This is a genomic window from Enterobacter sp. BNK-16, from assembly GCF_048684955.1.
Taxonomy (GTDB): Bacteria; Pseudomonadota; Gammaproteobacteria; order Enterobacterales; family Enterobacteriaceae; genus Enterobacter; species Enterobacter bugandensis.
Map to the genome: position 1 here is coordinate 3,006,640 of NZ_JBLQTQ010000001.1, position 22,498 is coordinate 3,029,137.

25 protein-coding genes, 1 pseudogene and 1 other annotated feature are annotated in these 22,498 nt (G+C 54.3%); of the genes and pseudogenes, 16 read left to right on the top strand and 10 right to left on the bottom strand.

All coding sequences use genetic code 11. From position 1 onward, the window contains the following. Window positions 1-26: 26 nt before the first annotated feature. The gene (gene katE / locus ACMGGH_RS14415) at window positions 27-2,276 is read right to left on the bottom strand and encodes a catalase HPII (protein ID WP_232948112.1); all 2,250 of its coding nucleotides are present in this window, start codon (window positions 2,274-2,276) and stop codon (window positions 27-29) included. A 168-nt stretch (window positions 2,277-2,444) separates the two neighbouring features. On the opposite strand from katE, the gene cedA reads away from it, so the two are divergent. Beyond that, complete coding sequence (cedA, locus tag ACMGGH_RS14420) at window positions 2,445-2,720, top strand: cell division activator CedA (RefSeq protein ID WP_223239595.1); 276 nt, start codon at window positions 2,445-2,447, stop codon at window positions 2,718-2,720. 48 nt (window positions 2,721-2,768) lie between these two features. Here the strand turns inward: cedA and tcyP are convergent, their stop codons facing one another. The 4 genes from tcyP to hxpB form a co-directional block, all read right to left on the bottom strand. Beyond that, window positions 2,769-4,160: a cystine/sulfocysteine:cation symporter gene (tcyP, locus tag ACMGGH_RS14425; protein ID WP_041910456.1), complete on the bottom strand. Its 1,392-nt coding sequence runs from the start codon at window positions 4,158-4,160 to the stop codon at window positions 2,769-2,771. 129 nt (window positions 4,161-4,289) lie between these two features. After that, window positions 4,290-4,880 (bottom strand): metal-dependent hydrolase, encoded by a 591-nt coding sequence (locus ACMGGH_RS14430; RefSeq protein WP_232948113.1) that lies wholly within the window; start codon window positions 4,878-4,880, stop codon window positions 4,290-4,292. 94 nt (window positions 4,881-4,974) lie between these two features. Then, entirely contained in the window at window positions 4,975-5,736 is a 762-nt protein-coding gene (gene kduD, locus ACMGGH_RS14435) for a 2-dehydro-3-deoxy-D-gluconate 5-dehydrogenase KduD (RefSeq protein ID WP_232948114.1), read from the bottom strand. A 127-nt stretch (window positions 5,737-5,863) separates the two neighbouring features. After that, complete coding sequence (gene hxpB, locus ACMGGH_RS14440) at window positions 5,864-6,535, bottom strand: hexitol phosphatase HxpB (RefSeq protein WP_028012808.1); 672 nt, start codon at window positions 6,533-6,535, stop codon at window positions 5,864-5,866. 147 nt (window positions 6,536-6,682) lie between these two features. Here hxpB and ACMGGH_RS14445 point away from each other — a divergent pair, with 147 nt between their 5' ends. After that, window positions 6,683-7,219 carry a YniB family protein gene (locus ACMGGH_RS14445; RefSeq protein WP_048959441.1) on the top strand — a complete coding sequence of 179 codons (537 nt, stop codon included), beginning with the start codon at window positions 6,683-6,685 and terminating at the stop codon, window positions 7,217-7,219. Window positions 7,220-7,254: 35 nt separating this feature from the next. Here the strand turns inward: ACMGGH_RS14445 and ACMGGH_RS14450 are convergent, their stop codons facing one another. The 3 genes from ACMGGH_RS14450 to pfkB all read right to left on the bottom strand — a co-directional run bounded on the left by ACMGGH_RS14450 (window position 7,255) and on the right by pfkB (window position 9,548). Continuing rightward, window positions 7,255-8,115 carry a fructosamine kinase family protein gene (locus ACMGGH_RS14450; protein WP_041910453.1) on the bottom strand — a complete coding sequence of 287 codons (861 nt, stop codon included), beginning with the start codon at window positions 8,113-8,115 and terminating at the stop codon, window positions 7,255-7,257. Between the two features lie 105 nt (window positions 8,116-8,220). Further along, on the bottom strand, window positions 8,221-8,511 hold the full coding sequence (gene ghoS, locus ACMGGH_RS14455; protein WP_232948115.1) for a type V toxin-antitoxin system endoribonuclease antitoxin GhoS: 291 nt from the start codon (window positions 8,509-8,511) through the stop codon (window positions 8,221-8,223). A gap of 104 nt (window positions 8,512-8,615) precedes the next feature. Then, window positions 8,616-9,548 carry a 6-phosphofructokinase II gene (pfkB, locus tag ACMGGH_RS14460; RefSeq protein ID WP_041910452.1) on the bottom strand — a complete coding sequence of 311 codons (933 nt, stop codon included), beginning with the start codon at window positions 9,546-9,548 and terminating at the stop codon, window positions 8,616-8,618. Window positions 9,549-9,844: 296 nt separating this feature from the next. Between pfkB and ACMGGH_RS14465 the strand changes: the two are divergent. Continuing rightward, a pseudogene (locus ACMGGH_RS14465) lies at window positions 9,845-10,604 on the top strand (DUF481 domain-containing protein). A 101-nt stretch (window positions 10,605-10,705) separates the two neighbouring features. On the opposite strand, the gene yniD reads toward ACMGGH_RS14465, so the two are convergent. Together yniD and yncL are read right to left on the bottom strand one after the other, a co-directional pair. Continuing rightward, on the bottom strand, window positions 10,706-10,813 hold the full coding sequence (gene yniD / locus ACMGGH_RS14470) for a small membrane protein YniD (RefSeq protein WP_088205299.1): 108 nt from the start codon (window positions 10,811-10,813) through the stop codon (window positions 10,706-10,708). Window positions 10,814-10,910: 97 nt separating this feature from the next. Then, on the bottom strand, window positions 10,911-11,003 hold the full coding sequence (gene yncL, locus ACMGGH_RS14475; RefSeq protein WP_072032007.1) for a stress response membrane protein YncL: 93 nt from the start codon (window positions 11,001-11,003) through the stop codon (window positions 10,911-10,913). Between the two features lie 322 nt (window positions 11,004-11,325). Between yncL and thrS the strand changes: the two genes are divergently transcribed. From thrS to ACMGGH_RS14540, 13 genes are all read left to right on the top strand, one after another. Further along, complete coding sequence (gene thrS, locus ACMGGH_RS14480) at window positions 11,326-13,254, top strand: threonine--tRNA ligase (RefSeq protein WP_028012814.1); 1,929 nt, start codon at window positions 11,326-11,328, stop codon at window positions 13,252-13,254. A gap of 3 nt (window positions 13,255-13,257) precedes the next feature. Beyond that, window positions 13,258-13,800 carry a translation initiation factor IF-3 gene (infC, locus tag ACMGGH_RS14485; RefSeq protein ID WP_023616141.1) on the top strand — a complete coding sequence of 181 codons (543 nt, stop codon included), beginning with the start codon at window positions 13,258-13,260 and terminating at the stop codon, window positions 13,798-13,800. 97 nt (window positions 13,801-13,897) lie between these two features. Beyond that, complete coding sequence (gene rpmI, locus ACMGGH_RS14490) at window positions 13,898-14,095, top strand: 50S ribosomal protein L35 (protein WP_003030583.1); 198 nt, start codon at window positions 13,898-13,900, stop codon at window positions 14,093-14,095. A 50-nt stretch (window positions 14,096-14,145) separates the two neighbouring features. Continuing rightward, window positions 14,146-14,502: a 50S ribosomal protein L20 gene (gene rplT / locus ACMGGH_RS14495; protein ID WP_000124850.1), complete on the top strand. Its 357-nt coding sequence runs from the start codon at window positions 14,146-14,148 to the stop codon at window positions 14,500-14,502. Window positions 14,503-14,619: 117 nt separating this feature from the next. Next, window positions 14,620-14,744 (top strand) — a sequence feature (Phe leader region). After that, a complete protein-coding gene (gene pheM, locus ACMGGH_RS14500) occupies window positions 14,625-14,669 on the top strand; it encodes a pheST operon leader peptide PheM (RefSeq protein ID WP_001386830.1) in 45 nt (14 codons plus the stop codon). Its footprint overlaps the feature before it by 45 nt. A gap of 62 nt (window positions 14,745-14,806) precedes the next feature. Continuing rightward, on the top strand, window positions 14,807-15,790 hold the full coding sequence (pheS, locus tag ACMGGH_RS14505; protein ID WP_010426091.1) for a phenylalanine--tRNA ligase subunit alpha: 984 nt from the start codon (window positions 14,807-14,809) through the stop codon (window positions 15,788-15,790). Window positions 15,791-15,805: 15 nt separating this feature from the next. After that, window positions 15,806-18,193, top strand: coding sequence for a phenylalanine--tRNA ligase subunit beta (pheT, locus tag ACMGGH_RS14510; protein WP_420299128.1), 2,388 nt, complete (start codon window positions 15,806-15,808; stop codon window positions 18,191-18,193). 4 nt (window positions 18,194-18,197) lie between these two features. Further along, window positions 18,198-18,497, top strand: a complete 300-nt coding sequence (gene ihfA / locus ACMGGH_RS14515) for an integration host factor subunit alpha (RefSeq protein WP_003857805.1) — start codon at window positions 18,198-18,200, stop codon at window positions 18,495-18,497. 102 nt (window positions 18,498-18,599) lie between these two features. After that, window positions 18,600-19,580 (top strand): vitamin B12 ABC transporter permease BtuC, encoded by a 981-nt coding sequence (gene btuC, locus ACMGGH_RS14520; protein WP_045261582.1) that lies wholly within the window; start codon window positions 18,600-18,602, stop codon window positions 19,578-19,580. A 22-nt stretch (window positions 19,581-19,602) separates the two neighbouring features. After that, on the top strand, window positions 19,603-20,154 hold the full coding sequence (locus tag ACMGGH_RS14525; RefSeq protein WP_028012818.1) for a glutathione peroxidase: 552 nt from the start codon (window positions 19,603-19,605) through the stop codon (window positions 20,152-20,154). Further along, window positions 20,154-20,909 (top strand): vitamin B12 ABC transporter ATP-binding protein BtuD, encoded by a 756-nt coding sequence (gene btuD / locus ACMGGH_RS14530; protein WP_232948117.1) that lies wholly within the window; start codon window positions 20,154-20,156, stop codon window positions 20,907-20,909. Before ACMGGH_RS14525 ends, btuD begins: the two co-directional genes overlap by 1 nt. Before the next feature lie 74 nt (window positions 20,910-20,983). After that, window positions 20,984-21,448 (top strand): C40 family peptidase, encoded by a 465-nt coding sequence (locus ACMGGH_RS14535; protein ID WP_028012820.1) that lies wholly within the window; start codon window positions 20,984-20,986, stop codon window positions 21,446-21,448. A 291-nt stretch (window positions 21,449-21,739) separates the two neighbouring features. After that, a complete protein-coding gene (locus tag ACMGGH_RS14540; protein ID WP_028012821.1) occupies window positions 21,740-22,456 on the top strand; it encodes an EAL domain-containing protein in 717 nt (238 codons plus the stop codon). Window positions 22,457-22,498: the final 42 nt, after the last annotated feature.

The following is a 22,498-nucleotide window of genomic DNA, read 5'->3' on the forward strand; positions in this document are numbered from 1 at the left end:
ATCAGGCCGCACAACCGGGAATGTTTTTACGCCGGGATCTGATCGATCTTACTGCTGCGCGACCAGACGCGGTGCGCGGCGAGCAAATCAAACAGCTTTGTCATAAACGCATCGTCAACGCTATCGCCCTCGACAATGCCGTCCTCACCCTGCTCGGCAACCTTCAGTTGCGCCTTAAACTGACGCGCGTCGCCGGACAGCGCGATCGGCTTCAGGTGCTTATAGGCTTCCAGCAGATAATAGACGGCGTCGCCGTTGGTCAGCAGGCTGGCAATATCCCCGCACGGCACGATCACCGCATCGACGGTCAGCGATGGCGCACCGGCAAAGGTCGCCGCCACCGGCAGCACGGAGCCGTCATCGGCCGTCACTTCACCCATGCGGGAATAAAGCAGTTTGGCGTGTACGCCCTGCGTTTTTAGCGCCTGCATAATTCCTAGCACGTCGCTGGCGCGGGTTTTGTCGTTCAGCAGGATGGCGACTACGCGGCCCTTAATTGAACCACCCGGCACCGCATACAGGCTCAGCGATGGATCTTTCTTCACGCCGTTAACCTCTTTCGGTGGCGCAAAGTTACGCTGTTCGTCCGTTAGCGTGATGCCAAGGTTATCCGCCACGCTCTGGGCAAGCTGAATATCAATGTGCGCCAGCTGATCGACCACGCGCTCGCGGATGTAGGTGCGCACCACTTTGCTCAGTTCGAAGCTAAAGCCGCCGATGATGTGCTGTTGCTCAATCGGCGTCTGGCTGTTCCAGAACAGGCGAGGGTGGGCGTAATACTCACCGAACGAGGGGCTGCGCTCGCGAATTTTGTTGCCGTCGATACGCTCCTGGTACGATTCGAATCCGCCGCGTTTCGGCCCCGGCGGGGTTTCTCGCGGCCAGTTGTCGTTGATGGAGTTCGGCTCATAGTTTGCCGGGTTGGTATCAATATCCTGACGGTGCATCCCGTCGCGCTGGAAGTTATGGTACGGGCAGGTTGGGCGGTTAATCGGGATCTCGTGGAAGTTCGGCCCGCCAAGACGGCTAATCTGCGTATCGGTATACGAGAACAGACGTCCCTGTAAGAGCGGATCGTTGGTGAAATCCAGTCCGGGGACGATGTGGCCCGGGTGGAACGCGGCCTGCTCGTTTTCGGCAAAGAAATTATCCGGGTTGCGGTTAAGCACCATTTTGCCCACCAGCTGAACGGGCACCAGCTCCTCAGGGATGAGTTTTGTCGGGTCAAGCAGGTCGAAATCGAACTTAAACTCGTCTTCTTCCGGGATCAGCTGTAAGCCCAGTTCATATTCCGGGAAGTCACCCGCTTCAATGGATTCCCACAGTTCGCGGCGATGGAAGTCCGGATCGCGCCCGGTGAGCTTCTGCGCCTCATCCCATACCAGCGAGGCTTTGCCCGCTACCGGCTTCCAGTGGAAGCGCACAAACGTGGCTTTTCCTTCCGCGTTGATCATGCGGAAGGTATGAATACCGAACCCTTCCATCGTGCGATAGCTGCGCGGGATCCCACGGTCGGACATCGCCCACATCACGTTGTGTAAGGTTTCAGGCTGCAGGGAGACATAGTCCCAGAAGGTATCGTGCGCACTTTGTCCCTGGGGTATGGCCCAGTGGGGCTCCGGTTTTACCGCATGGACAAAGTCAGGAAATTTATGCGCATCCTGAATGAAAAACACCGGGGTGTTATTGCCCACCAGATCGAAAATACCCTCTTCGGTATAAAACTTGGTGGCAAAGCCGCGGATATCACGCACCGTGTCTGCCGAACCTGCGCCACCCTGCACGGTGGAGAAACGCACAAAGACCGGCGTGATTTTATCCGGGTCGGAGAGGAAATCCGCTTTGGTGATCGCTTTCAGGCTTTTATAGGGCTGGAAGTAGCCGTGCGCCGCAGAACCGCGCGCGTGAACGATGCGTTCCGGAATTCGCTCGTGGTCAAAATGGGTAATTTTTTCCCGCAGGATGAAATCTTCCAGCAGGGTCGGTCCGCGCGCGCCTGCGCGAAGGGAGTTTTGATCGTCAGCAATGCGCACGCCCTGATTGGTAGTGAGTGCAAAACCTTCGCCGCCTTTACGGTGTGGCTCAAGCGATTTCAGCTTCTCGTTTCCGGTGTCCGGCGATTTCATGCTTCCCGGCGCGGTTGGTTGTTCGCCAGGGGCTGATGGGCCCGGCGAGGGGCGGTGAGAGCCGTCAGCAGGGGCGAGAGAGTCCATACCCGGTTGAGATTCTTCAGTGCCATGAATCGGTGATTGATGTGATTTATCTTTGTTCGACATTGCACGCTTCTCCTTTATCCATTGCTAAAAACCCTATTAAGGATAGAACAATGTCGTGAGATAGCTCGCTAACTAAGCGTTTTTCACATGACGTTATTAACGAAAGGAGCCATCTCACCCACTCGGAGCGCGACGTAAGGCAGCAGGATCGGCTATCATAGAATTTTCCTGCTTCAAGAATTTGCTTTAGTGAATCCGTCGCTTATGAAACCTCTTCGTCAACAAAACCGCCAGGTTATTAGCTATGTGCCCCGCGTTGAGCCCGCGCCGCCTGACCATGCCCTGAAAGTGGATGGTTTTCGTGATGTCTGGCTGCTTCGCGGTAAATATGTGGCTTTTGTCCTGATGGGGGAACATTTCCGCCGGTCGCCGGCGTTTTCCGTGCCGGAGTCAGCCCAGCGATGGGCGACGCAAATCCGCCAGGATGAAGAGGTTGAAGAATAACAGCCATAAAAAAACCGCCATCAGGCGGTTTTTTTATTTCTATCGAGATTAACGGTGCGCCAGCTCGGCGTCGTCTTCACTTTCCAGAATGGCTTTATCGGTCTGCTTCAGCCACTGGCTGGTCAGCGTACCGGCAGTCATGGAGCCGCTCACGTTCAGCGCGGTACGGCCCATGTCGATCAACGGTTCAACGGAGATCAGCAGGGCGACCAGCGTGACGGGCAGGCCCAGCGCGGGCAGCACAATCAGCGCGGCGAAGGTTGCACCGCCGCCGACACCTGCAACGCCGGCGGAGCTGATGGTAACAATCCCGACCAGCGTGGCGATCCAGACCGGATCCAGCGGGTTGATACCCACGGTTGGGGCAACCATCACCGCCAGCATCGCCGGGTAGAGACCCGCGCAGCCGTTCTGACCGATGGTAGCACCAAAGGAGGCAGAGAAGCTGGCGATAGATTCCGGCACGCCCAGACGACGGGTCTGTGCTTCAACGTTCAGCGGAATAGACGCTGCGCTGGAACGGCTGGTGAAGGCAAAGGTCAGTACCGGCCATACTTTGCGGAAGTATTTCAGCGGGCTGACGCCGTTCACGCCCAGCAGGATACCGTGCACCACGAACATAATGCCCAGGCCCAGATAAGAGGCGACAACGAAGCTGCCCAGCTTAATGATGTCCTGCAGGTTAGAACCGGCTACCACTTTGGTCATCAGCGCCAGAACGCCGTATGGCGTCAGCTGCATGACCAGACGGACCAGCTTCATCACCCAGCTTTGCAGGGTATCAATCGCCGTCAGTACGCGTTCGCCTTTCGGCGCGTCGTCTTTCAGCAGCTTAAGCGCAGCCACGCCCAGGAATGCCGCGAAGATCACCACGCTGATGATAGAGGTTGGGCTTGCACCGGTCAGGTCAGCAAACGGGTTCTTCGGAATGAAGGAGAGGACCATCTGCGGAACCGTCAGATCAGCCACTTTACCCACGTAGTTGGTTTGAATTGCGGTCAGACGCGCCGTTTCAGCGGTACCCTGAACCAGACCTTCGGCCGTCAGGCCAAACAGGTTGGTAACCAGCACCCCCACCAGCGCGGCAATCAGCGTGGTAAAGAGCAGCGTACCAATGGTCAGAAAGCTGATTTTACCCAGCTGAGTTGCGTTGTGCAGACGGGCTACGGCGCTCAGAATAGAGGCGAACACCAGCGGCATAACGATCATCTGCAGCAGCTGGACGTAGCCGTTACCGACAATGTTGAACCACTGAATGGACTCTTTCAGTACCGGACTATCGGAGCCGTAGACGGCGTGTAAGGCCAGACCAAACGCCACACCCATGACCAGACCGACCAGTACTTTTTTCGCCAGGCTCCACTGTTTGTGGCGCGCCTGCGCGAGAAGCAATAGTAATACGACGAACACGACTATGTTCGCGATGAGTGGAAAATTCATCCCCGTTCTCCTGATTTATTATGTGGGATCGGTTTTTCCCGATCCTGTTGGCGGAAGGTTAGCAGAAGTGTGATGTGGCGCTTATATCCAAATGGAATGGTTTATGACAAATGGAATGATTTTGTTGGTTTACTGTTCAATCTGGTGATGAATAAAACGATTGAACTGAAATTGCAGCGAATTGATCACCTGGGAAGACCAGCGCACTGCACTGTTTTCGGGCAAGGTTTGCGGCATCCAGACGGCGTAGGCGAACAGCGCCATGCACAGCACGCGTTCAAGCTGATTCCCTTTCTGCGGCGCAAGGATCGGAAAACGGAAACGCCAGCGGCAGGGCCAAAGCAACGGCACGCCTGCGGGCGTCAGCATATCGGCGAGGATATGGCTTAAATAACCCAGCACCATGCCCTGAATGGCATCGCCCGGCACTATCCAGCTTTCAGGGACTTTTAAATAGAAAAGCGTGAGCAGGCCAAAAACGGCCAGCAGGCTGTGGGTAAACCCGCGGTGGCCGAACGCGCGGGCGATGGGCTTCGACACCCACTTCAGGCGCTGTCCGAGGAAGGATTTTGGGTGGTCAATATCGGGCAGCAGACAGGTTAAAACGGCGGAAGGGACAATATGCCACCAGTCTCCCAGTGCAAGCACGGGAGTAAGTTCTGCGTTTTTGGCAAATACTGCGCACGCAATTGAAAAAAGCAGGTGGCCTTCCGCCGTCATGATAAAACCCACGAAACTGTCAATTTATACAGTATAGGGTTTTTATACAGTGGGCGAAAGAGGTGACGGTGTAACTGTTTGTCACAAACGCGCCTCAGCGCGCCAGCCAGCCGCCGTCGACGGCTAAGGTGTGACCATTCACGTAATCTGATGCGGGGGAGGCTAAAAAGACGACCGGCCCCTGAAGGTCATCCGGTACTCCCCATCGACCCGCCGGGATGCGGTCAAGGATCTCCGCGTTACGCTGTTCGTTATCGCGCAGCTGCTGCGTGTTGTTCGTCGCCATGTAGCCCGGCGCGATGGCATTCACGTTGATGCCATGTAGCGCCCACTCATTTGCCAGCAGGCGCGTGATCCCCAGTACGCCGCTTTTCGAGGCGGTATACGACGGCACGCGAATGCCGCCCTGAAAGGAGAGCATAGAGGCGATATTGATAATTTTGCCGCCATGGCCCTGGGTGATAAATAGCTTAGCGACCGCCTGAGAGAGGAAAAAGAGCGACTTGAGATTCAGGTTCATAACGTCATCCCAGTCTTTTTCGCTGAACGTCAGAGCCTCCTCCCGGCGAATCGTCCCGGCATTGTTCACCAGAATATCAATTCGTCCCATCTCCGCCACGGCGGTGTCCACGACGTACTGAAGATTTTCCTGCTGGCTCAGATCGGCCCGAATAGCCACAAAACGTCTTCCCATGGCGGTGACGGCGCTGGCCGTTTTCTCAGGAGCTTTGCGATTTACCCCAACTATATCGCAACCTGCCTGCGCCAGCGCAATAGCCATGCCTTGCCCCAGCCCGGTATCGCACCCGGTGATGAGGGCTACTTTGCCTGAAAGAGTAAAGGTGTCCAGTATCATACGCGCCTCAGAAGCTGGTTATCGTCGTGTTGACGTTAAAGATAGGAGGCAGGGATGAGAAAAGCAAACAAAATGAAACTGTGTTTTGTTTTTATCAGGCAGCATGACGCTGCCTGTAGGAGGGGCGCTATTCGCCGCGCAGGTGTTGTACCGTCAGTTCAGCCAGCGAATTCAACTTAACGTCGGCAAGAGCATACCGCGGATCGTGGCGGTTTTCTTCATCGGGAACCACGATGGAGCGCATACGTGCGGCTTTGGAGGCCACCATGCCGTTTACTGAATCTTCCAGCGCGACGCAGGTAAGCGGATCAAGACCCAGTTTCGCGGCGCAGTCCATATAGACCTGTGGATGCGGCTTGCTGTAGGGCAGTTTTTCCGCAGACGCCAGGGCGTCAAAACTGTCGCGCAGCTCAAACATGATCAGCACTTTTTCCAGCATATGCAGCGGTGAAGCGGAAGCCAGGCCAACCTTCAGCCCCTGAGATTTGCACAGCGCGACAGCCTCATGTACGCCCGGCAAGAGCGGCTTGTTCTCCTCCACCAGCGCGATGGCGCGGCTGATAATACGCGAGGTGACTTCGTCGCGATCGGGCCCAACCCACGGCTGTTGGGCGTACCACAGGTCAACGACCATATCAATACGCAGGCCCAGCGTGTCGGGAAGTTCATTACGGCGACTGATATCAACGCCCAGGCTGGCCATCACGTCCAGCTCGGCGCGATCCCACAACGGCTCGGAATCAATCAGTAATCCATCCATGTCAAAAATAGCGGCAAGTATCTGGCGCGGTGTCGACATCACAACGTCTCCTTATCCAGGTGTTCGACAGACGATAAGTGCTAAGCACAGTCTGCAATTTAGCATATTGCTTTTAAAGAGCGGGCGAAATTGATGTCCAGCAGGTAGACTTAGGCTCAAATCACGCGTCTTTATGAAGAGGAACTGATGACGTATCAACAAGCTGGACGCATTGCTGTCTTAAAACGTATTGCAGGCTGGGTGATTTTTATTCCCGCCGTCATTTCTACGCTGATATCCGTGCTGAAGTTTATGTACGATCACAGCGAAAAACAGCCGGGCATTAATGCGGTAATGCTTGATTTTGCGCATGTCATGATTGAGATGGTGCGGTTTAACACCCCGTTCCTGAACGTCTTCTGGTTCAACTCGCCAACGCCGGACTTTCGCCATCAGCTGAATATTGGGTTCTGGATTATCTATGCGCTGATTTTTATTGCGATGGCGCTGCAGGCATCGGGCGCACGAATGAGTCGCCAGACCCGTTTTTTACGCGAAGGGGTGGAAGATCAGCTTATCCTTGAGAAGGCGAAAGGTCCTGAAGGAATGAGCCGGGAGCAGATTGAATCCCGCATTGTGGTGCCTCGTCACACCATTTTCCTGCAAATTTTCCCGCTCTATATCCTGCCGGTTATCATCATCGTGGCGGGATATTTCTTCTTCTCACTGCTCGGTTTTCTGTAACGAATTAGGGTGGCGGCAAGGCCACCCTTTTGTCTTTAAGCCGCAAGCACGCGTTCAAGCGCGCGCTGGGCGTTGACCAGATGTTGCCCGCCAAAAAGAATGGCTCGGTTCATCAGCGTATAGAGCTGATACACGGGCTGGCGCTCAAGGAAGTCCGGCGGCAGGGGGGAGACAGACTGATAGCCATCGTATATTTGCGGCGGTTGTTCGGGATGCAGGGGCAACATGGCCAAATCGCACTCTCTGTCGCCCCAGTAGCAGGCCGGGTCGAAGATATACGGGCCGTTGGGGCCCAGCGCGCAGTTATCGGACCATAAATCACCGTGCAGCAAAGACGCCTGAGGCTGGTGGGAGGCCAGGCGCTGTTGCACATGCTCGACGATGGCATCAATATTGCCAAATTCCAGCCCTTTCTCTGCGGCCAGCTCAAGCTGCCATCCGATGCGCTGCTCGGCAAAGAACGTCGACCAGCGGCGCTGCCAGGCATTGGGCTGCGGCGTGGTGGAAAGGTCGTTGTCGAAGTCGAGACCAAACTGGGGCTGGTCGCTCCACTGGTGCAGGCGCGCTAACTGTTGCCCGAGAATAAAGGCGTTATGGGCGTCCAACGGACGGGCAGGGAGATAGTCCATCACCAGAAAGCTGTAGTCCCGGTCACTGCCCACGGCCAGCACCTCAGGTACCGTCACCGTTTTACTGCGGGACAACAGTTCAAGCTGATCGGCTTCAGCGGTAAAAATCGGGAGCAGCTCTCGCTCGTCGCATTTAACGAACAGATCGCGTCCTGCGTAGCGTAAATGCCACGCGGCGTGAATTTCCCCGCCCGGCAGCTCGTTACGCAGTTCAATTTCACCTTCACCCAATTGCTCATGTAAAAGATGACTGATAGCCTGCCACATGTTGACTCTCCCATGTTGTCTGCCAGATCATAAAGTTAGCGCATAACTGCGGTAAAAAAATACGAACTAACGCACACCTGAGCGGATTAATTTCATGCAGGGCACTTATTGTTCTTTTTTCTGCCAGCGTTCCCACGTCTCCACGGTGATGTCGGCAAGCTTGTCGGTCACGCTTTCCACCAGGCTGGCGGCCAGCGCATGTACCTCTTCTTCACTCAGGGCTGCGATCAGGCCAAACGCCAGGGTGCCTAAATCATGAATATGACCTTCGTCATCCGTTAGCGTGAGCAGGAAATTCGCCCGTGTAAAGGCATTGTTGAGCTCGTTAAGCTCGGTCAGCGATGCTTCATGAAGGCTGATGGTCACGACGTAGCGGGTGATATCACCACTGCTCATAATTCACCTCGTTGTTATCCTGAAAGTTTTTTTAGCATAGTCGATACGCCATATTTGGCGACTTCCACAGATATTCCCCCTCCGTCAGGAGGGGGATATATCGGTTAGCTTCGTGACAGGTAATCGACGATTTTCTGCGTATCGGCAAGCGAACACAGGCGCGTTCCCTGATTGATGGTGGCGGCACTCCCCGCCGCGACGCCATAGCGCGTCATCTCCAGAAGTGATGCGCCCTGCGCCAGCTTCAGCGCCATCGCGCCGACCATACTGTCGCCTGCGCCGACGGTGCTCTGGCTCTTCATTGGGGGCGGAACAACCTGCACAAAGCCCGTCTTGTCGACGGCCAGCGCACCCTGAGGACCGAGAGAGACGACAACGCGGTGCGCTTTGCCGCTGCGAACCAGTTCTTCTGCGGCAGTACGCACGTCATCCGGCTGGCTAAGTTCGCGATTAACAAGCGCACTCAGCTCTTTCTGGTTAGGCTTAACGAGCTCAAGCTGTCCGGGTTCTAATGCCGCCTGCAGGGCTTCGCCTGAACTGTCGACAATGCAGCGAATGCCGCGCTGAAGTACGGCATCAACCAGTGCTGTCAGCTTTTCTGTTTTGACGCCTGGCGGCAGGCTACCGCTGATGACCAGCAGCGAGCCGCTTTCAATGGTTAGCACCTTCTCTTCCAGCTGACGAAACTCATCATCGCTCAGCCTGGCGCCTGGCATAACGAAACGATACTGTTCCCCGCTGGACTCAACGTGGACATGCAGGTTCTGCCGGGTCCAGTCTTTGGCGTCTACGGTATCCACGGCAACCTGTTCATCGGCCAGCAAGGCAACAAGATGCTCCCCCGTGGCACCACCGGCCGGAAAGATGGCAGTCGCTTTACCGCCGAGGTGGGTAATCGCACGCGCAACGTTAATCCCGCCGCCGCCCGGCTCAAATACGGGTGCGCTACAGCGTAGTTTACCTTCCGGGTAAATCTGCGGCGTTATGGTCGCGGAGTCGAGGGAAGGGGAGAGCGTCAGCGTATAAATAGAAGCCATCATAACCTCCTTTTAGCATGAGTTCTCTTAAGCCTGGCACCGATCGACAGGAAGGCAATGTAAATAACAGTATGATTTTAAAAATGAATGCTGACATAAATGCGATGAGGGATATATAAAATAAAACGCGTTTTGAGATCGTTCTTATTCAAAAAATGAAATAAGAAAATATTGCTATGTTATTTGCGCCTTTTTATAATTTGTTACCTTTCTCTGGACGCCTTGTCATTGATCCTCAAGAAAGTTTCCGAGACCGTGGTGGTCTCTTTTTTTGTTGTACGGACTCCTTAAATAAAATGAAGCTTTTGAAGACAGTACCCGCAGCACTGATGCTGGCGGGTGGCGTTTTTGCATCACTGAATGCCAGCCGCCGATGACACCGTTTTTACTGTCATGGACGATCCCTCCACTGCCAAAAAACCGTTTGAAGGTAACCTGAACGCCGGGTATCTCGCGCAATCGGGTAATACGAAAAGCTCTTCTCTGACGGCGGACAGCACCCTGACCTGGTACGGCAATACCACTGCATGGTCGCTGTGGGGGAATGCCAGCAACACGTCCGCTAACGATGAACGCTCATCCGAGAAATACGCGGTGGGTGGACGTAGCCGTTACAACATGACCGACTATGACTACATCTTTGGTCAGGCAAGTTGGTTAACCGACCGCTTCAACGGCTATCGCCAGCGCGATGTGTTCACCGCCGGTTATGGTCGTCAGTTCCTGAATGGTCCGGTACACAGCCTCCGTTTCGAATTCGGTCCTGGTGTCCGCTATGACGAGTACACCAATGGCGAAAATGAAACCCAGCCGCTGGGCTATGCTTCCGGCACGTATGCCTGGCAGATGACCGACAACACCAAATTTACGCAGGGTGTTTCTGTGTTTGGTGCCGAGGATACGACGCTGAACTCCGAAAGCGCTTTGAACGTGGCTATCAATGAACACTTCGGTTTGAAATTGGCCTACAACGTGACCTGGAACTCTTCACCGCCAGAAACGGCACCGGATCATACCGATCGCAGAACCACGATTTCGCTGGGTTATAAAATGTAATCATGGCGGGCCGATGAAAGTGTCGGCCCGTTTTCATTATTATGGTTAACCCGCGCCAATAAATTCTCATCACGCGCCACGGCAATTATTTTTATTTGTACTTAGCCCCAAATCATTGCCGCCCACCGAAATAACAGCATTGCACCGCAGATGGCAACCAGCACCAGCACCATTTTCCAGTGTTTTACGGCAAATCGTTTTGTTGGCATAACCTAATCCTTGTTCGTTGATACGCATAGTCTATCAAACGGGGCCAAAAGATGCGCCTTCCCGGGAGCGATCGAGTTATGCCAACAAGGGTTCGGTTTAGAACCAGTGGAATCGTTCGGCGAGGATCAACACTAGACCTGTTGCGGAAAGGACGTTCAAAATCACAACCGTTCTACTGGATACATTCATGGTATGCACCTGTTGATATAAAAGGCATGTTCAAGAGTAGCCCAGCATGTCTGAAATGCGAGCGCCGGAGAGATGCAATCTGCAAATTTACGCTACGTGCCAGCCCATCATTCTGGCTGCAGAGGGTGCAATCTCCTTGCTGATAGTGTTAACATTACGTCGCTTGCCGTAAATCCGCATTAATCTGAATTCGGCAGGTGCATGATGACGAACCAATTTGACGATTGTTGGTCAGATGGTGTCGTAATCTATTGTCAAATCACGATTATTTTCTTTGTATATGCTCTTATGTGTGGGGCATCACTGCAAATAAGGATATAAAATGCCTGTAATTACTCTTCCTGATGGCAGCCAACGCCATTTCGACCACGCTGTTAGCCCTATGGATGTCGCCCTGGACATCGGTCCTGGCCTCGCGAAAGCGACCATCGCCGGCCGTGTGAACGGTGAGCTGGTTGATGCGTCCGATCTGATTGAAAACGATGCGACGCTTGCAATCATCACCGCGAAAGACGAAGAAGGTCTGGAGATCATTCGTCACTCCTGCGCACACCTGTTGGGTCATGCTATCAAGCAGCTGTGGCCAAACACCAAAATGGCGATCGGTCCGGTTATCGACAACGGTTTCTACTACGACGTTGATCTTGACCACACCCTGACCCAGGAAGATATCGACGCGCTCGAAAAACGTATGCACGAGCTCGCCGAGACCAACTATGACGTCATCAAGAAGAAAGTCAGCTGGCACGAAGCGCGTGAAACCTTCGTCAAGCGTGGCGAGAGCTATAAAGTCTCTATTCTCGATGAAAACATTGCTCATGATGACAAGCCTGGCTTGTACCATCACGAAGAATACGTCGACATGTGCCGTGGACCGCACGTGCCGAACATGCGCTTCTGTCATCATTTCAAACTGATGAAGATCGCCGGCGCCTACTGGCGTGGCGACAGCAACAACAAGATGTTGCAGCGTATCTATGGTACCGCGTGGGCGGATAAGAAAGCCCTGAACGCGTACCTGCAGCGCCTGGAAGAGGCCGCGAAGCGTGACCACCGTAAAATCGGTAAGCAGCTTGACCTGTACCACATGCAGGAAGAAGCGCCGGGTATGGTGTTCTGGCATAACGATGGCTGGACTATCTTCCGTGAACTGGAAACGTTCGTACGTTCCAAGCTGAAAGAGTACCAGTATCAGGAAGTGAAAGGCCCGTTCATGATGGACCGTGTGCTGTGGGAAAAAACCGGCCACTGGGACAACTACAAAGATGCGATGTTCACCACCTCGTCCGAGAACCGTGAATACTGCATCAAGCCAATGAACTGCCCGGGCCACGTTCAGATCTTCAACCAGGGTCTGAAATCCTACCGCGACCTGCCGCTGCGTATGGCGGAGTTCGGTAGCTGCCACCGTAACGAACCATCAGGTGCGCTGCACGGTCTGATGCGCGTTCGTGGCTTTACTCAGGATGATGCGCATATCTTCTGTACTGAAGATCAGGTACGTGATGAAGTTAACGCCTGTATTCGTATGGTCTACGATATGTACAGCACCTTTGGCTTCGAGAAGATCGTGGTCAAACTCTCAACGCGTCCGGAAAAACGTATCGGTAGCGATGAGACCTGGGATCGCGCAGAAGCGGATCTCGCCGTAGCGCTGGAAGAGAACGGTATTCCGTTCGAATACCAGCTGGGCGAGGGCGCATTCTACGGTCCGAAAATTGAATTTACCCTGTATGACTGCCTCGATCGCGCATGGCAGTGCGGTACTGTACAGCTGGACTTCTCCCTGCCGCAGCGTTTAAGCGCCTCTTATGTTGGCGAAGACAACGAGCGTCAGGTACCGGTCATGATTCACCGTGCTATTCTCGGTTCTCTGGAGCGCTTCATCGGCATCCTGACCGAAGAGTTCGCGGGCTTCTTCCCAACCTGGCTTGCGCCAGTGCAGGTCGTGGTGATGAACATTACCGATTCTCAGGCAGATTACGTTAAAGAATTGACGCAGAAACTACAAAATGCGGGCATTCGCGTAAAAGCAGACTTGAGAAATGAGAAGATTGGCTTTAAAATCCGCGAGCACACTTTACGTCGTGTCCCGTATATGTTGGTCTGTGGTGATAAAGAGGTGGAAGCAGGCAAAGTTGCCGTTCGCACCCGCCGTGGTAAAGACCTGGGCAGCCTGGACGTAAGTGAAGTGATTGAGAAGCTGCAACAAGAGATTCGCAGCCGCAGTCTTCAACAACTGGAGGAATAAGGTATTAAAGGCGGAAAACGAGTTCAAACGGCACGTCCGAATCGTATCAATGGCGAGATTCGCGCCCAGGAAGTTCGCTTAACAGGTCTGGAAGGCGAGCAGCTGGGGATTGTGAGTCTGAGAGAAGCGATCGAAAAGGCTGAAGAAGCTGGAGTAGATTTAGTTGAAATCAGCCCTAACGCCGAACCGCCAGTTTGTCGTATCATGGACTACGGCAAGTTCCTTTATGAAAAGAGTAAGTCTTCTAAGGAACAGAAGAAGAAGCAAAAAGTTATCCAGGTTAAGGAAATCAAATTCCGTCCTGGTACCGACGATGGCGATTATCAGGTAAAACTCCGCAGCCTGATTCGCTTTCTGGAAGATGGCGATAAGGCCAAGATCACACTGCGTTTCCGCGGTCGTGAGATGGCCCACCAACAGATTGGTATGGAAGTGCTTAACCGCGTCCGTGACGATCTGAGTGAACTGGCAGTAGTCGAATCCTTCCCTACGAAGATCGAAGGCCGCCAGATGATCATGGTGCTCGCTCCTAAGAAGAAACAGTAAGGCCTTCAAGCAGCAAAATCTGTGGAGCCTTCGGGTTTCATAGGTTTTGTTCGCCTATGTTTCGTTTATTTAACAATGCGAAGTGGAAGTTATTAAGATGCCAAAAATTAAGACCGTACGCGGTGCTGCTAAGCGCTTCAAAAAAACCGGTGGTGGTGGATTTAAGCGTAAGCACGCAAACCTGCGTCATATTCTGACCAAAAAATCTACTAAGCGTAAACGTCACCTGCGTCCAAAAGGCCTTGTTTCTAAAGGCGATCTGGGTCTGGTTATCGCGTGCCTGCCGTACGCATAAGCCGTTAACGTTTAATTTTTTACTAAGAATATAGATACAGGAGAGCACATATGGCTCGCGTAAAACGTGGTGTAATTGCACGTGCACGTCACAAGAAAATTTTGAAACAAGCTAAAGGCTACTACGGTGCGCGTTCACGCGTATACCGCGTTGCCTTCCAGGCTGTTATCAAAGCAGGTCAGTACGCTTACCGTGACCGTCGTCAGCGTAAGCGTCAGTTCCGTCAACTGTGGATTGCGCGTATCAACGCAGCAGCACGTCAGAACGGTATTTCTTACAGCAAATTCATCAACGGCCTGAAAAAAGCCTCTGTTGAAATCGACCGTAAGATCCTGGCTGACATCGCAGTATTCGACAAAGTAGCGTTCACCGCTCTGGTCGAAAAAGCGAAAGCAGCACTGGCATAAGCCAGTTGAGAGAGGGGGCCTGGCTCCCTCTTTTCATTTAACACCATCAGAAGATTGACATTTATCCGTGCAGGCTTTTCAATAAGGTCTTACCGGTTTTTACCCAACAAGGTAACGCAAGCATGAATGCTGCTATTTTCCGCTTCTTCTTTTACTTTAGCACCTGACTCCAGGAGGCTAGCGCGTGAAAGATGAAACGAAAAACAGCGCCAGATAAGCCTCCCGATGGAGGCTTTTTTTGTGCCTGAATTTGAGAGAATAACTCCACCAAATCGGTGTCTGCACCGACATAATGAGGAAAATCATGTCACATCTCGCAGAGCTGGTTGCCAGTGCAACAGCCGCCATTAATCAGGCCTCAGATGTTGCCGCGTTAGACAATGTCCGCGTCGAATATCTTGGGAAGAAAGGGCACCTGACCCTTCAAATGACAACCCTGCGTGAACTGCCGCCAGAAGAACGCCCGGCAGCGGGTGCGGTGATTAACGAAGCCAAAGAGCAGGTTCAGCAGGCGCTGAACGCGCGTAAGGCCGAGCTGGAGAGCGCGGTACTAAACGCGCGTCTTGCGGCAGAAACCATCGACGTTTCTCTGCCGGGTCGCCGTATTGAAAACGGTGGTCTGCATCCGGTTACCCGTACTATCGATCGTATTGAAAGTTTCTTCGGTGAGCTCGGCTTTACCGTGGCGACTGGCCCGGAAATCGAAGATGATTACCACAACTTCGACGCCCTGAACATTCCTGGCCATCATCCGGCACGCGCTGACCACGACACTTTCTGGTTTGACGCGACGCGTCTGCTGCGTACCCAGACCTCTGGCGTTCAGATCCGTACCATGAAGGATCAGGAACCACCAATCCGCATCATCGCGCCGGGCCGCGTGTATCGTAACGACTACGATCAGACCCACACCCCAATGTTCCACCAGATGGAAGGTCTGATTGTTGATAAAAACATCAGCTTCACCAACCTGAAGGGCACGCTGCACGATTTCCTGAACAACTTCTTTGAGGAAGATCTGCAGGTTCGTTTCCGTCCGTCCTACTTCCCGTTCACTGAACCGTCTGCGGAAGTTGACGTGATGGGTAAAAACGGCAAATGGCTGGAAGTGCTGGGCTGCGGCATGGTGCATCCAAACGTGCTGCGCAACGTGGGTATCGATCCGGAAGTATACTCCGGCTTTGCGTTCGGCATGGGCATGGAGCGTTTGACCATGCTGCGCTACGGCGTGACCGACTTACGTGCATTCTTCGAAAACGATCTGCGTTTCCTCAAACAGTTTAAATAAGGGCAGGACAGAACAATGAAATTCAGTGAACTGTGGTTACGCGAGTGGGTGAACACCACGCTGGACAGCGAAGCGCTTTCCAACCAGATCACCATGGCGGGCCTGGAAGTTGACGGCGTTGAGCCGGTTTCCGGTGCCTTCAACGGCGTCGTGGTGGGTGAAGTAGTCGAGTGCGGCCAGCACCCTAACGCTGACAAACTGCGCGTGACTAAAGTGAACGTAGGCGGCGACCGTCTGCTGGACATCGTCTGCGGTGCGCCAAACTGCCGTCAGGGCCTGAAGGTGGCCGTGGCTACCGTCGGTGCCGTACTGCCGGGTGATTTCAAAATCAAAGCGGCCAAGCTGCGCGGTGAGCCGTCTGAAGGCATGCTGTGCTCCTTCTCTGAGCTGGGTATTTCCGACGACCACAACGGCATCATCGAGCTGCCGCTGGATGCGCCAGTTGGCACCGATATCCGTGAATACCTGAAGCTTGATGACAATACTATCGAAATCAGCGTTACGCCAAACCGTGCCGACTGCTTAGGTATTATCGGCGTGGCGCGCGACGTGGCCGTACTGAACCAGACTGAACTCAACGCGCCGGAGATTGTGCCGGTTGAAGCGACCATCAGTGACGTGCTGCCGATTCAGGTTGACGCTGCTGATGCCTGCCCGCGCTACCTCGGTCGCGTGGTAAAAGGCATTAATGTTAAAGCGCCAACCCCGCTTTGGATGAAAGAGAAGCTGCGCCGCTGCGGTATCCGCTCAATCGACGCCGTGGTTGACGTCACTAACTACGTTCTGCTGGAGCTGGGCCAGCCGATGCACGCGTTCGATAAAGATCGTATCGACGGCGGCATCGTTGTGCGCATGGCGAAAGAGGGGGAAACCCTGGTGCTGCTGGACGGCACAGAAGCCAAACTGAACGCCGACACCCTGGTGATTGCTGACCACAGCAAAGCGCTGGCGATGGGCGGAATCTTTGGTGGCGAACACTCTGGCGTCAACGACGAAACGCAAAACGTCCTGCTCGAATGTGCGTTCTTCAGCCCGCTCTCCATCACCGGCCGCGCGCGCCGTCACGGCCTGCACACCGATGCGTCTCACCGCTACGAGCGCGGCGTTGACCCGGCGCTGCAGTACAAAGCGATGGAGCGTGCAACCCGCCTGCTGATCGACATCTGCGGCGGCGAAGCGGGCCCGGTTATTGACGTCACCAACGAAGCGACTCTGCCGAAGCGTGCGACCATTACCCTGCGCCGCAGCAAGCTGGATCGCCTGATTGGTCACCACGTTGCCGACGCGCAGGTGACCGACATCCTGACGCGCCTGGGCTGCGAAGTGACCGAAGGTCAGGACGAGTGGCAGGCCGTTGCGCCGTCATGGCGTTTCGACATGGAAATTGAAGAAGATCTGGTGGAAGAAGTGGCCCGTGTTTACGGCTACAACAACATCCCTGACGAGCCTGTGCAGGCGGGTCTGGTGATGGGCACCCACCGTGAAGCCGACCTGTCCCTGAAGCGTGTGAAAACCATGCTGAACGACAAAGGCTACCAGGAAGTGATCACCTACAGCTTCGTTGATCCTAAGCTGCAGCAGCTGATCCACCCGGGTCAGGAAGCGCTGATCCTGCCAAGCCCAATCTCCAGCGAAATGTCCGCGATGCGCCTGTCCCTGTGGACGGGCCTGCTGGGGACTATCGTTTACAACCAGAACCGCCAGCAAAACCGCGTGCGCATTTTCGAAAGCGGTTTGCGCTTTGTGCCGGATAATCAGGCAAATTTAGGCATCCGTCAGGATCTCATGCTGGCTGGTGCCATCAGCGGTAACCGCTACGAAGAGCACTGGGACCTGGCAAAAGGCACGGTTGATTTCTACGATATGAAGGGCGATCTGGAAGCGATTCTGGATCTGACCGGTAAATTATCTGAAATTGAGTTCCGCGCGGAAGCGATTCCTGCGCTTCATCCGGGCCAGAGCGCGGCGATTTATTTAGACGGCAAACGCGTTGGTTTCATTGGCGTTGTCCACCCGGAGCTGGAGCGTAAGCTGGACCTGAACGGCCGTACCATCGTGTTCGAGCTGGAGTGGAGCCCGGTTGCAGACCGCGTCATTCCTCAGGCGCAGGACGTCTCCCGCTTCCCGGCGAACCGCCGTGATGTCGCGGTTGTGGTCGCTGAAAACGTGCCCGCAGCAGATATTTTGGCCGAATGTAAGAAAGTTGGCGTAAATCAGGTAGTTGGCGTAAACTTATTTGACGTGTACCGCGGCAAGGGCGTAGCAGAAGGTTTCAAGAGCCTCGCTATCAGCCTTATCCTTCAGGATACCAGCCGTACACTCGAAGAAGAGGAGATTGCCGCTACCGTCGCCAAATGTGTAGAGGCATTAAAAGAGCGATTCCAGGCATCATTGAGGGATTGAACCTATGGCGCTTACAAAAGCTGAAATGTCAGAATATCTGTTTGATAAGCTTGGGCTTAGCAAACGGGATGCCAAAGAGCTGGTAGAGCTGTTTTTCGAAGAGATCCGTCGTGCTCTGGAAAATGGTGAGCAGGTAAAACTCTCCGGTTTTGGCAATTTTGATTTGCGAGACAAAAACCAACGTCCGGGCCGTAACCCGAAGACGGGGGAAGATATTCCCATTACAGCCCGCCGCGTGGTGACCTTCAGACCCGGCCAGAAGTTAAAGAGCCGCGTCGAAAACGCAACGCCTAAAGCAGAGTAATATGAACTAACCAAAAAGGCCGCCCACGCGGCCTTTTTTCTTTGCGCTCTCCGGCAAACACGCCGTAAAATCAATTACATCACTCGCTAACAAACCGTACACATGCTTGATTATGCTCATCGCCAGCACCGTTCCGATCGGCGTCGCCTGCTTCTGCTGGCGCTGCTGCTTATTCTTGCCGCGGGTATTAGCCTCTGCGCAGGCGACAGCTGGATCGGGCCTGAAAGCTGGCTGGGGCCTGACGGGCAGCTCTTCGTCTGGCAAATTCGCCTGCCGCGCACCGTCGCGGTGATCCTGGTCGGCGCCGCGCTGGCGCTGTCTGGCACCATTATGCAGGCGCTGTTCGAAAACCCGCTGGCGGAGCCCGGCCTGCTGGGGGTGTCGAACGGTGCAGGCGTCGGGCTGATTGCGGCGGTGATGCTGGGCGGGGGAGGACTCTCCGGCTGGAGCATTAGCCTGAGCGCCATTCTCGGCGCACTGCTGATCACAGTCATTCTTCTTCGCTTCGCCAGACGTCACCTGTCGACCAGCCGGCTGCTGCTTGCCGGCGTCGCGCTGGGGATCATCTGTAGCGCGCTGATGACCTGGGCGGTCTACTTCTCGACCTCCTTTGACCTGCGTCAGCTCATGTACTGGATGATGGGCGGCTTTGGCGGCGTTGACTGGCACCAGGGCTGGCTAATGGCGCTGCTGGTGCCGGTCATCGCGTGGGCTGCGCTGCAGGCCCAGCCGCTGAATCGGCTCGCGCTGGGGGAAATCTCTGCCCGCCAGCTCGGCATGCCGATTGGTTTCTGGCGTAACGTACTGGTCATTGCCATTGGCTGGCTGGTAGGCGTGAGCGTGGCCCTGGCGGGGGCGATTGGCTTTATCGGGCTGGTCATTCCGCACATGCTGCGTCTTTGCGGCTTCACGGATCATCGAACCTTGCTTCCGGCCTCGGCGGTTGCCGGGGCAGCCACGCTGCTGGTGGCCGACATCATCGCCCGTCTCGCCCTGACGGCCGCAGAATTGCCTGTTGGCGTGGTGACCGCAACGCTGGGCGCGCCAGTCTTTATCTGGCTACTATTAAAAGCTGGACGTTAAATCGACAACCTGAGGAAATGCTATGCAGTCAGATATCCTGAATACCGAAGTGACCACCATTGATGGGGATAACACCACGCTGGAAAGCTACAAAGGCAAGGTGTTGCTCATCGTCAACGTGGCATCGAAATGCGGCCTGACGCCGCAGTACGAGCAGCTGGAGAATATTCAGAAGGCCTGGGAGAAAGACGGTTTTACCGTGCTGGGCTTCCCGTGCAACCAGTTCCTGGGACAGGAGCCGGGCAGCGAAGAAGAGATCAAAACCTTCTGCAGTACCACTTATGGCGTGACGTTCCCGATGTTCAGCAAAATTGACGTCAACGGTGAAGACCGCCATCCGCTGTATGCGAAGCTGATTGCCGCCGCGCCGAAGGCCGTTGCGCCGGAAGAGAGCGGTTTTTACGAGCGCATGGCCAGCAAAGGCCGCGCGCCGCTCTATCCGGACGATATTCTGTGGAACTTCGAAAAATTCCTGATTGGCCGTGACGGCCAGGTCGTTCAGCGTTTTTCGCCGGATATGACGCCTGAGGACCCGATCGTCATGGAATCTATTAAGCTGGCGCTGGCGAAATAATGTCGCTGCTGATGCAGCTCACGGACGTCGCCGAGAAGGGGCGTCTGGAGCCGGTAACCTGCGACATCAATTCGGGTGAAATCCTGCATCTCGTCGGGCCAAACGGCGCGGGTAAAAGCACGCTGCTGGCGCGGATGGCGGGGCTGACCACCGGGCCAGGGCAGATTACGCTGCTGGAACATGCTTTGGTCGACTGGTCACCCGCCTCGCTGGCCCACCGGCGCAGCTACCTGGTGCAGCAGCAGGTACCGCCTTTTGCGATGCCTGTCTGGCATTATCTGATGCTGCATCTGCACGACAAACAGCATACGGTACTGCTGGAGGAAGTGGCTGCGGCGTTAGGGCTGGAAGATAAACTGTCCCGGCTTGCCAGCCAGCTTTCCGGGGGGGAATGGCAGCGGGTGCGTCTGGCGGCGGTCATTCTGCAGATCCATCCCGCGGGCAATCCTCACGGGAGGATGCTGCTGCTGGATGAACCGATGAGCGGTCTGGATGTTGCCCAGCAGGCGGCGCTGGATAGCCTGCTAAGCGCTCTGAGCAGGAAAGGTATCGCCGTAGTGATGAGCAGCCACGATCTTAACCATACGTTACGTCACGCCCATCGCGTGTGGCTCCTGTCGCGCGGCAGGATGATCGCCAGCGGTACGCGGGATCGGGTCCTTACGCCGCCAAATCTTGCCCGCGCCTACAACATGTCGTTCCGCAGGCTGGACATAGAGGGACATAAGATGCTGATTTCTACCGGGCAGGAGTAACCGTTTCTTGCCTGTGAACACAATTGCACGCTAAATTACCAAAAGAACAATAAAAGCAGAGGATTCGTCTGAAAATGCGATTCTGGTTTCTCTTCGTGGCGGCACTCTTTCTTGCGGGATGCAGCAGCCATCGTGCACCGCCGCCTAATCCGCGGCTATCGGATTCTATCACCGTTATTGCCAGCCTTAACGATCAGCTGAGCAACTGGCGCGGCACGCCTTATCGCTACGGCGGCATGAGCCGCGGTGGGGTGGACTGCTCAGGCTTTGTCCTGATGACGTTTCGTGACAAGTTTGATTTACAGCTTCCGCGAGACACGCGCAAGCAGGCGGAAATAGGCACTGAAATTGATAAAGACGATCTCCTTCCCGGTGATCTGGTCTTTTTCAAAACCGGATCGGGAGAAAGCGGCCTGCATGTTGGGATATATGATACAGACAATCAGTTTATTCATGCCTCTACCAGCCGCGGCGTGATGCGCTCTTCTCTCGATAACGTGTACTGGCGTAAAAATTTCTGGCAGGCGCGACGTATTTAGACTGCCCGAACACGTTTCTTATGTCGGCATGGTAACTATTAAACCATGCCGTTTTTCTCAAATAAGCTGATTAAAGTTAAATTTACCTAAATTAGCAACATCCTTATGTGTCTGTTTTATCTAAAACTGGCTATTATTCAGTAACCAGGATAAGATTATTTTAGATTCAGGGATAAATCTGAAAATTAATACGGAACTAATGAAATTAAACTTATTAAAATCAAGACAGTGGAATTGTGTCAGCAATTGCTCCAGGATGTCCTCTCTCATCTTTAATGCGGGGCGAGTGCAATGATTATTACGCTAGATAATGCTTACCAGTCTGAACTGATGCTTCTGCCTGCCCGTAATAGCGCAGGCGAGCTAAAAGGTTTAGAAATACTGGTTAACTTTACTGGCGTCGGCACCGATGTGAGGATCCCCACTGAGCTCGTTATCCCTCGGCTTTCAGCGGCAGAGGAGTTAGCGCTGTTTAACGAAAAACTGCAATTGCTTGATACCTGTAAACTGTTTTTTATTCAGCATCAGTTAATTGCATGGATCAATATTACACCAGCAATTGTTGAGTTTTTATTAAGTAATGGGAATGCTGTTTCAATTCTTGAGCGTTATCCGTTTCTTGAGTTTACTGTTAATGAGAACTATCCAGGTTTAAATAACGGAAAGGACGATCTGCAGCTGGCAAGAATGGCGATCCATTTTCCGCTGGTGCTGGCAAACTTTGGAGCCGGTGCTGCATCGCTCAAGGCCGTCTATGATGGATTATTTAAACGGGTTATTCTTGATAAAGGATTCATCCAGCAGCGTGCTTCTGAGCTTTCTTTCGAGCCTTTTATGCGCGCGATCCTCTGGCAAATAACGCCGCACTGCCAGTCGGTGATCGTCTCCGGCATTGACGACCACGGTTTGCTGCAGCGCGTTCTGTCCTTCAATTTTGGTGCCATGCAGGGTGCGCTCTGGCCAGCCGTCTCGGCGGAGCACGTCACGACGCTCGTTCAGCAGCGATAACCCTGCCTTTCGCCCGTGTTTAAGTCCGGGTAAACCCTCTAC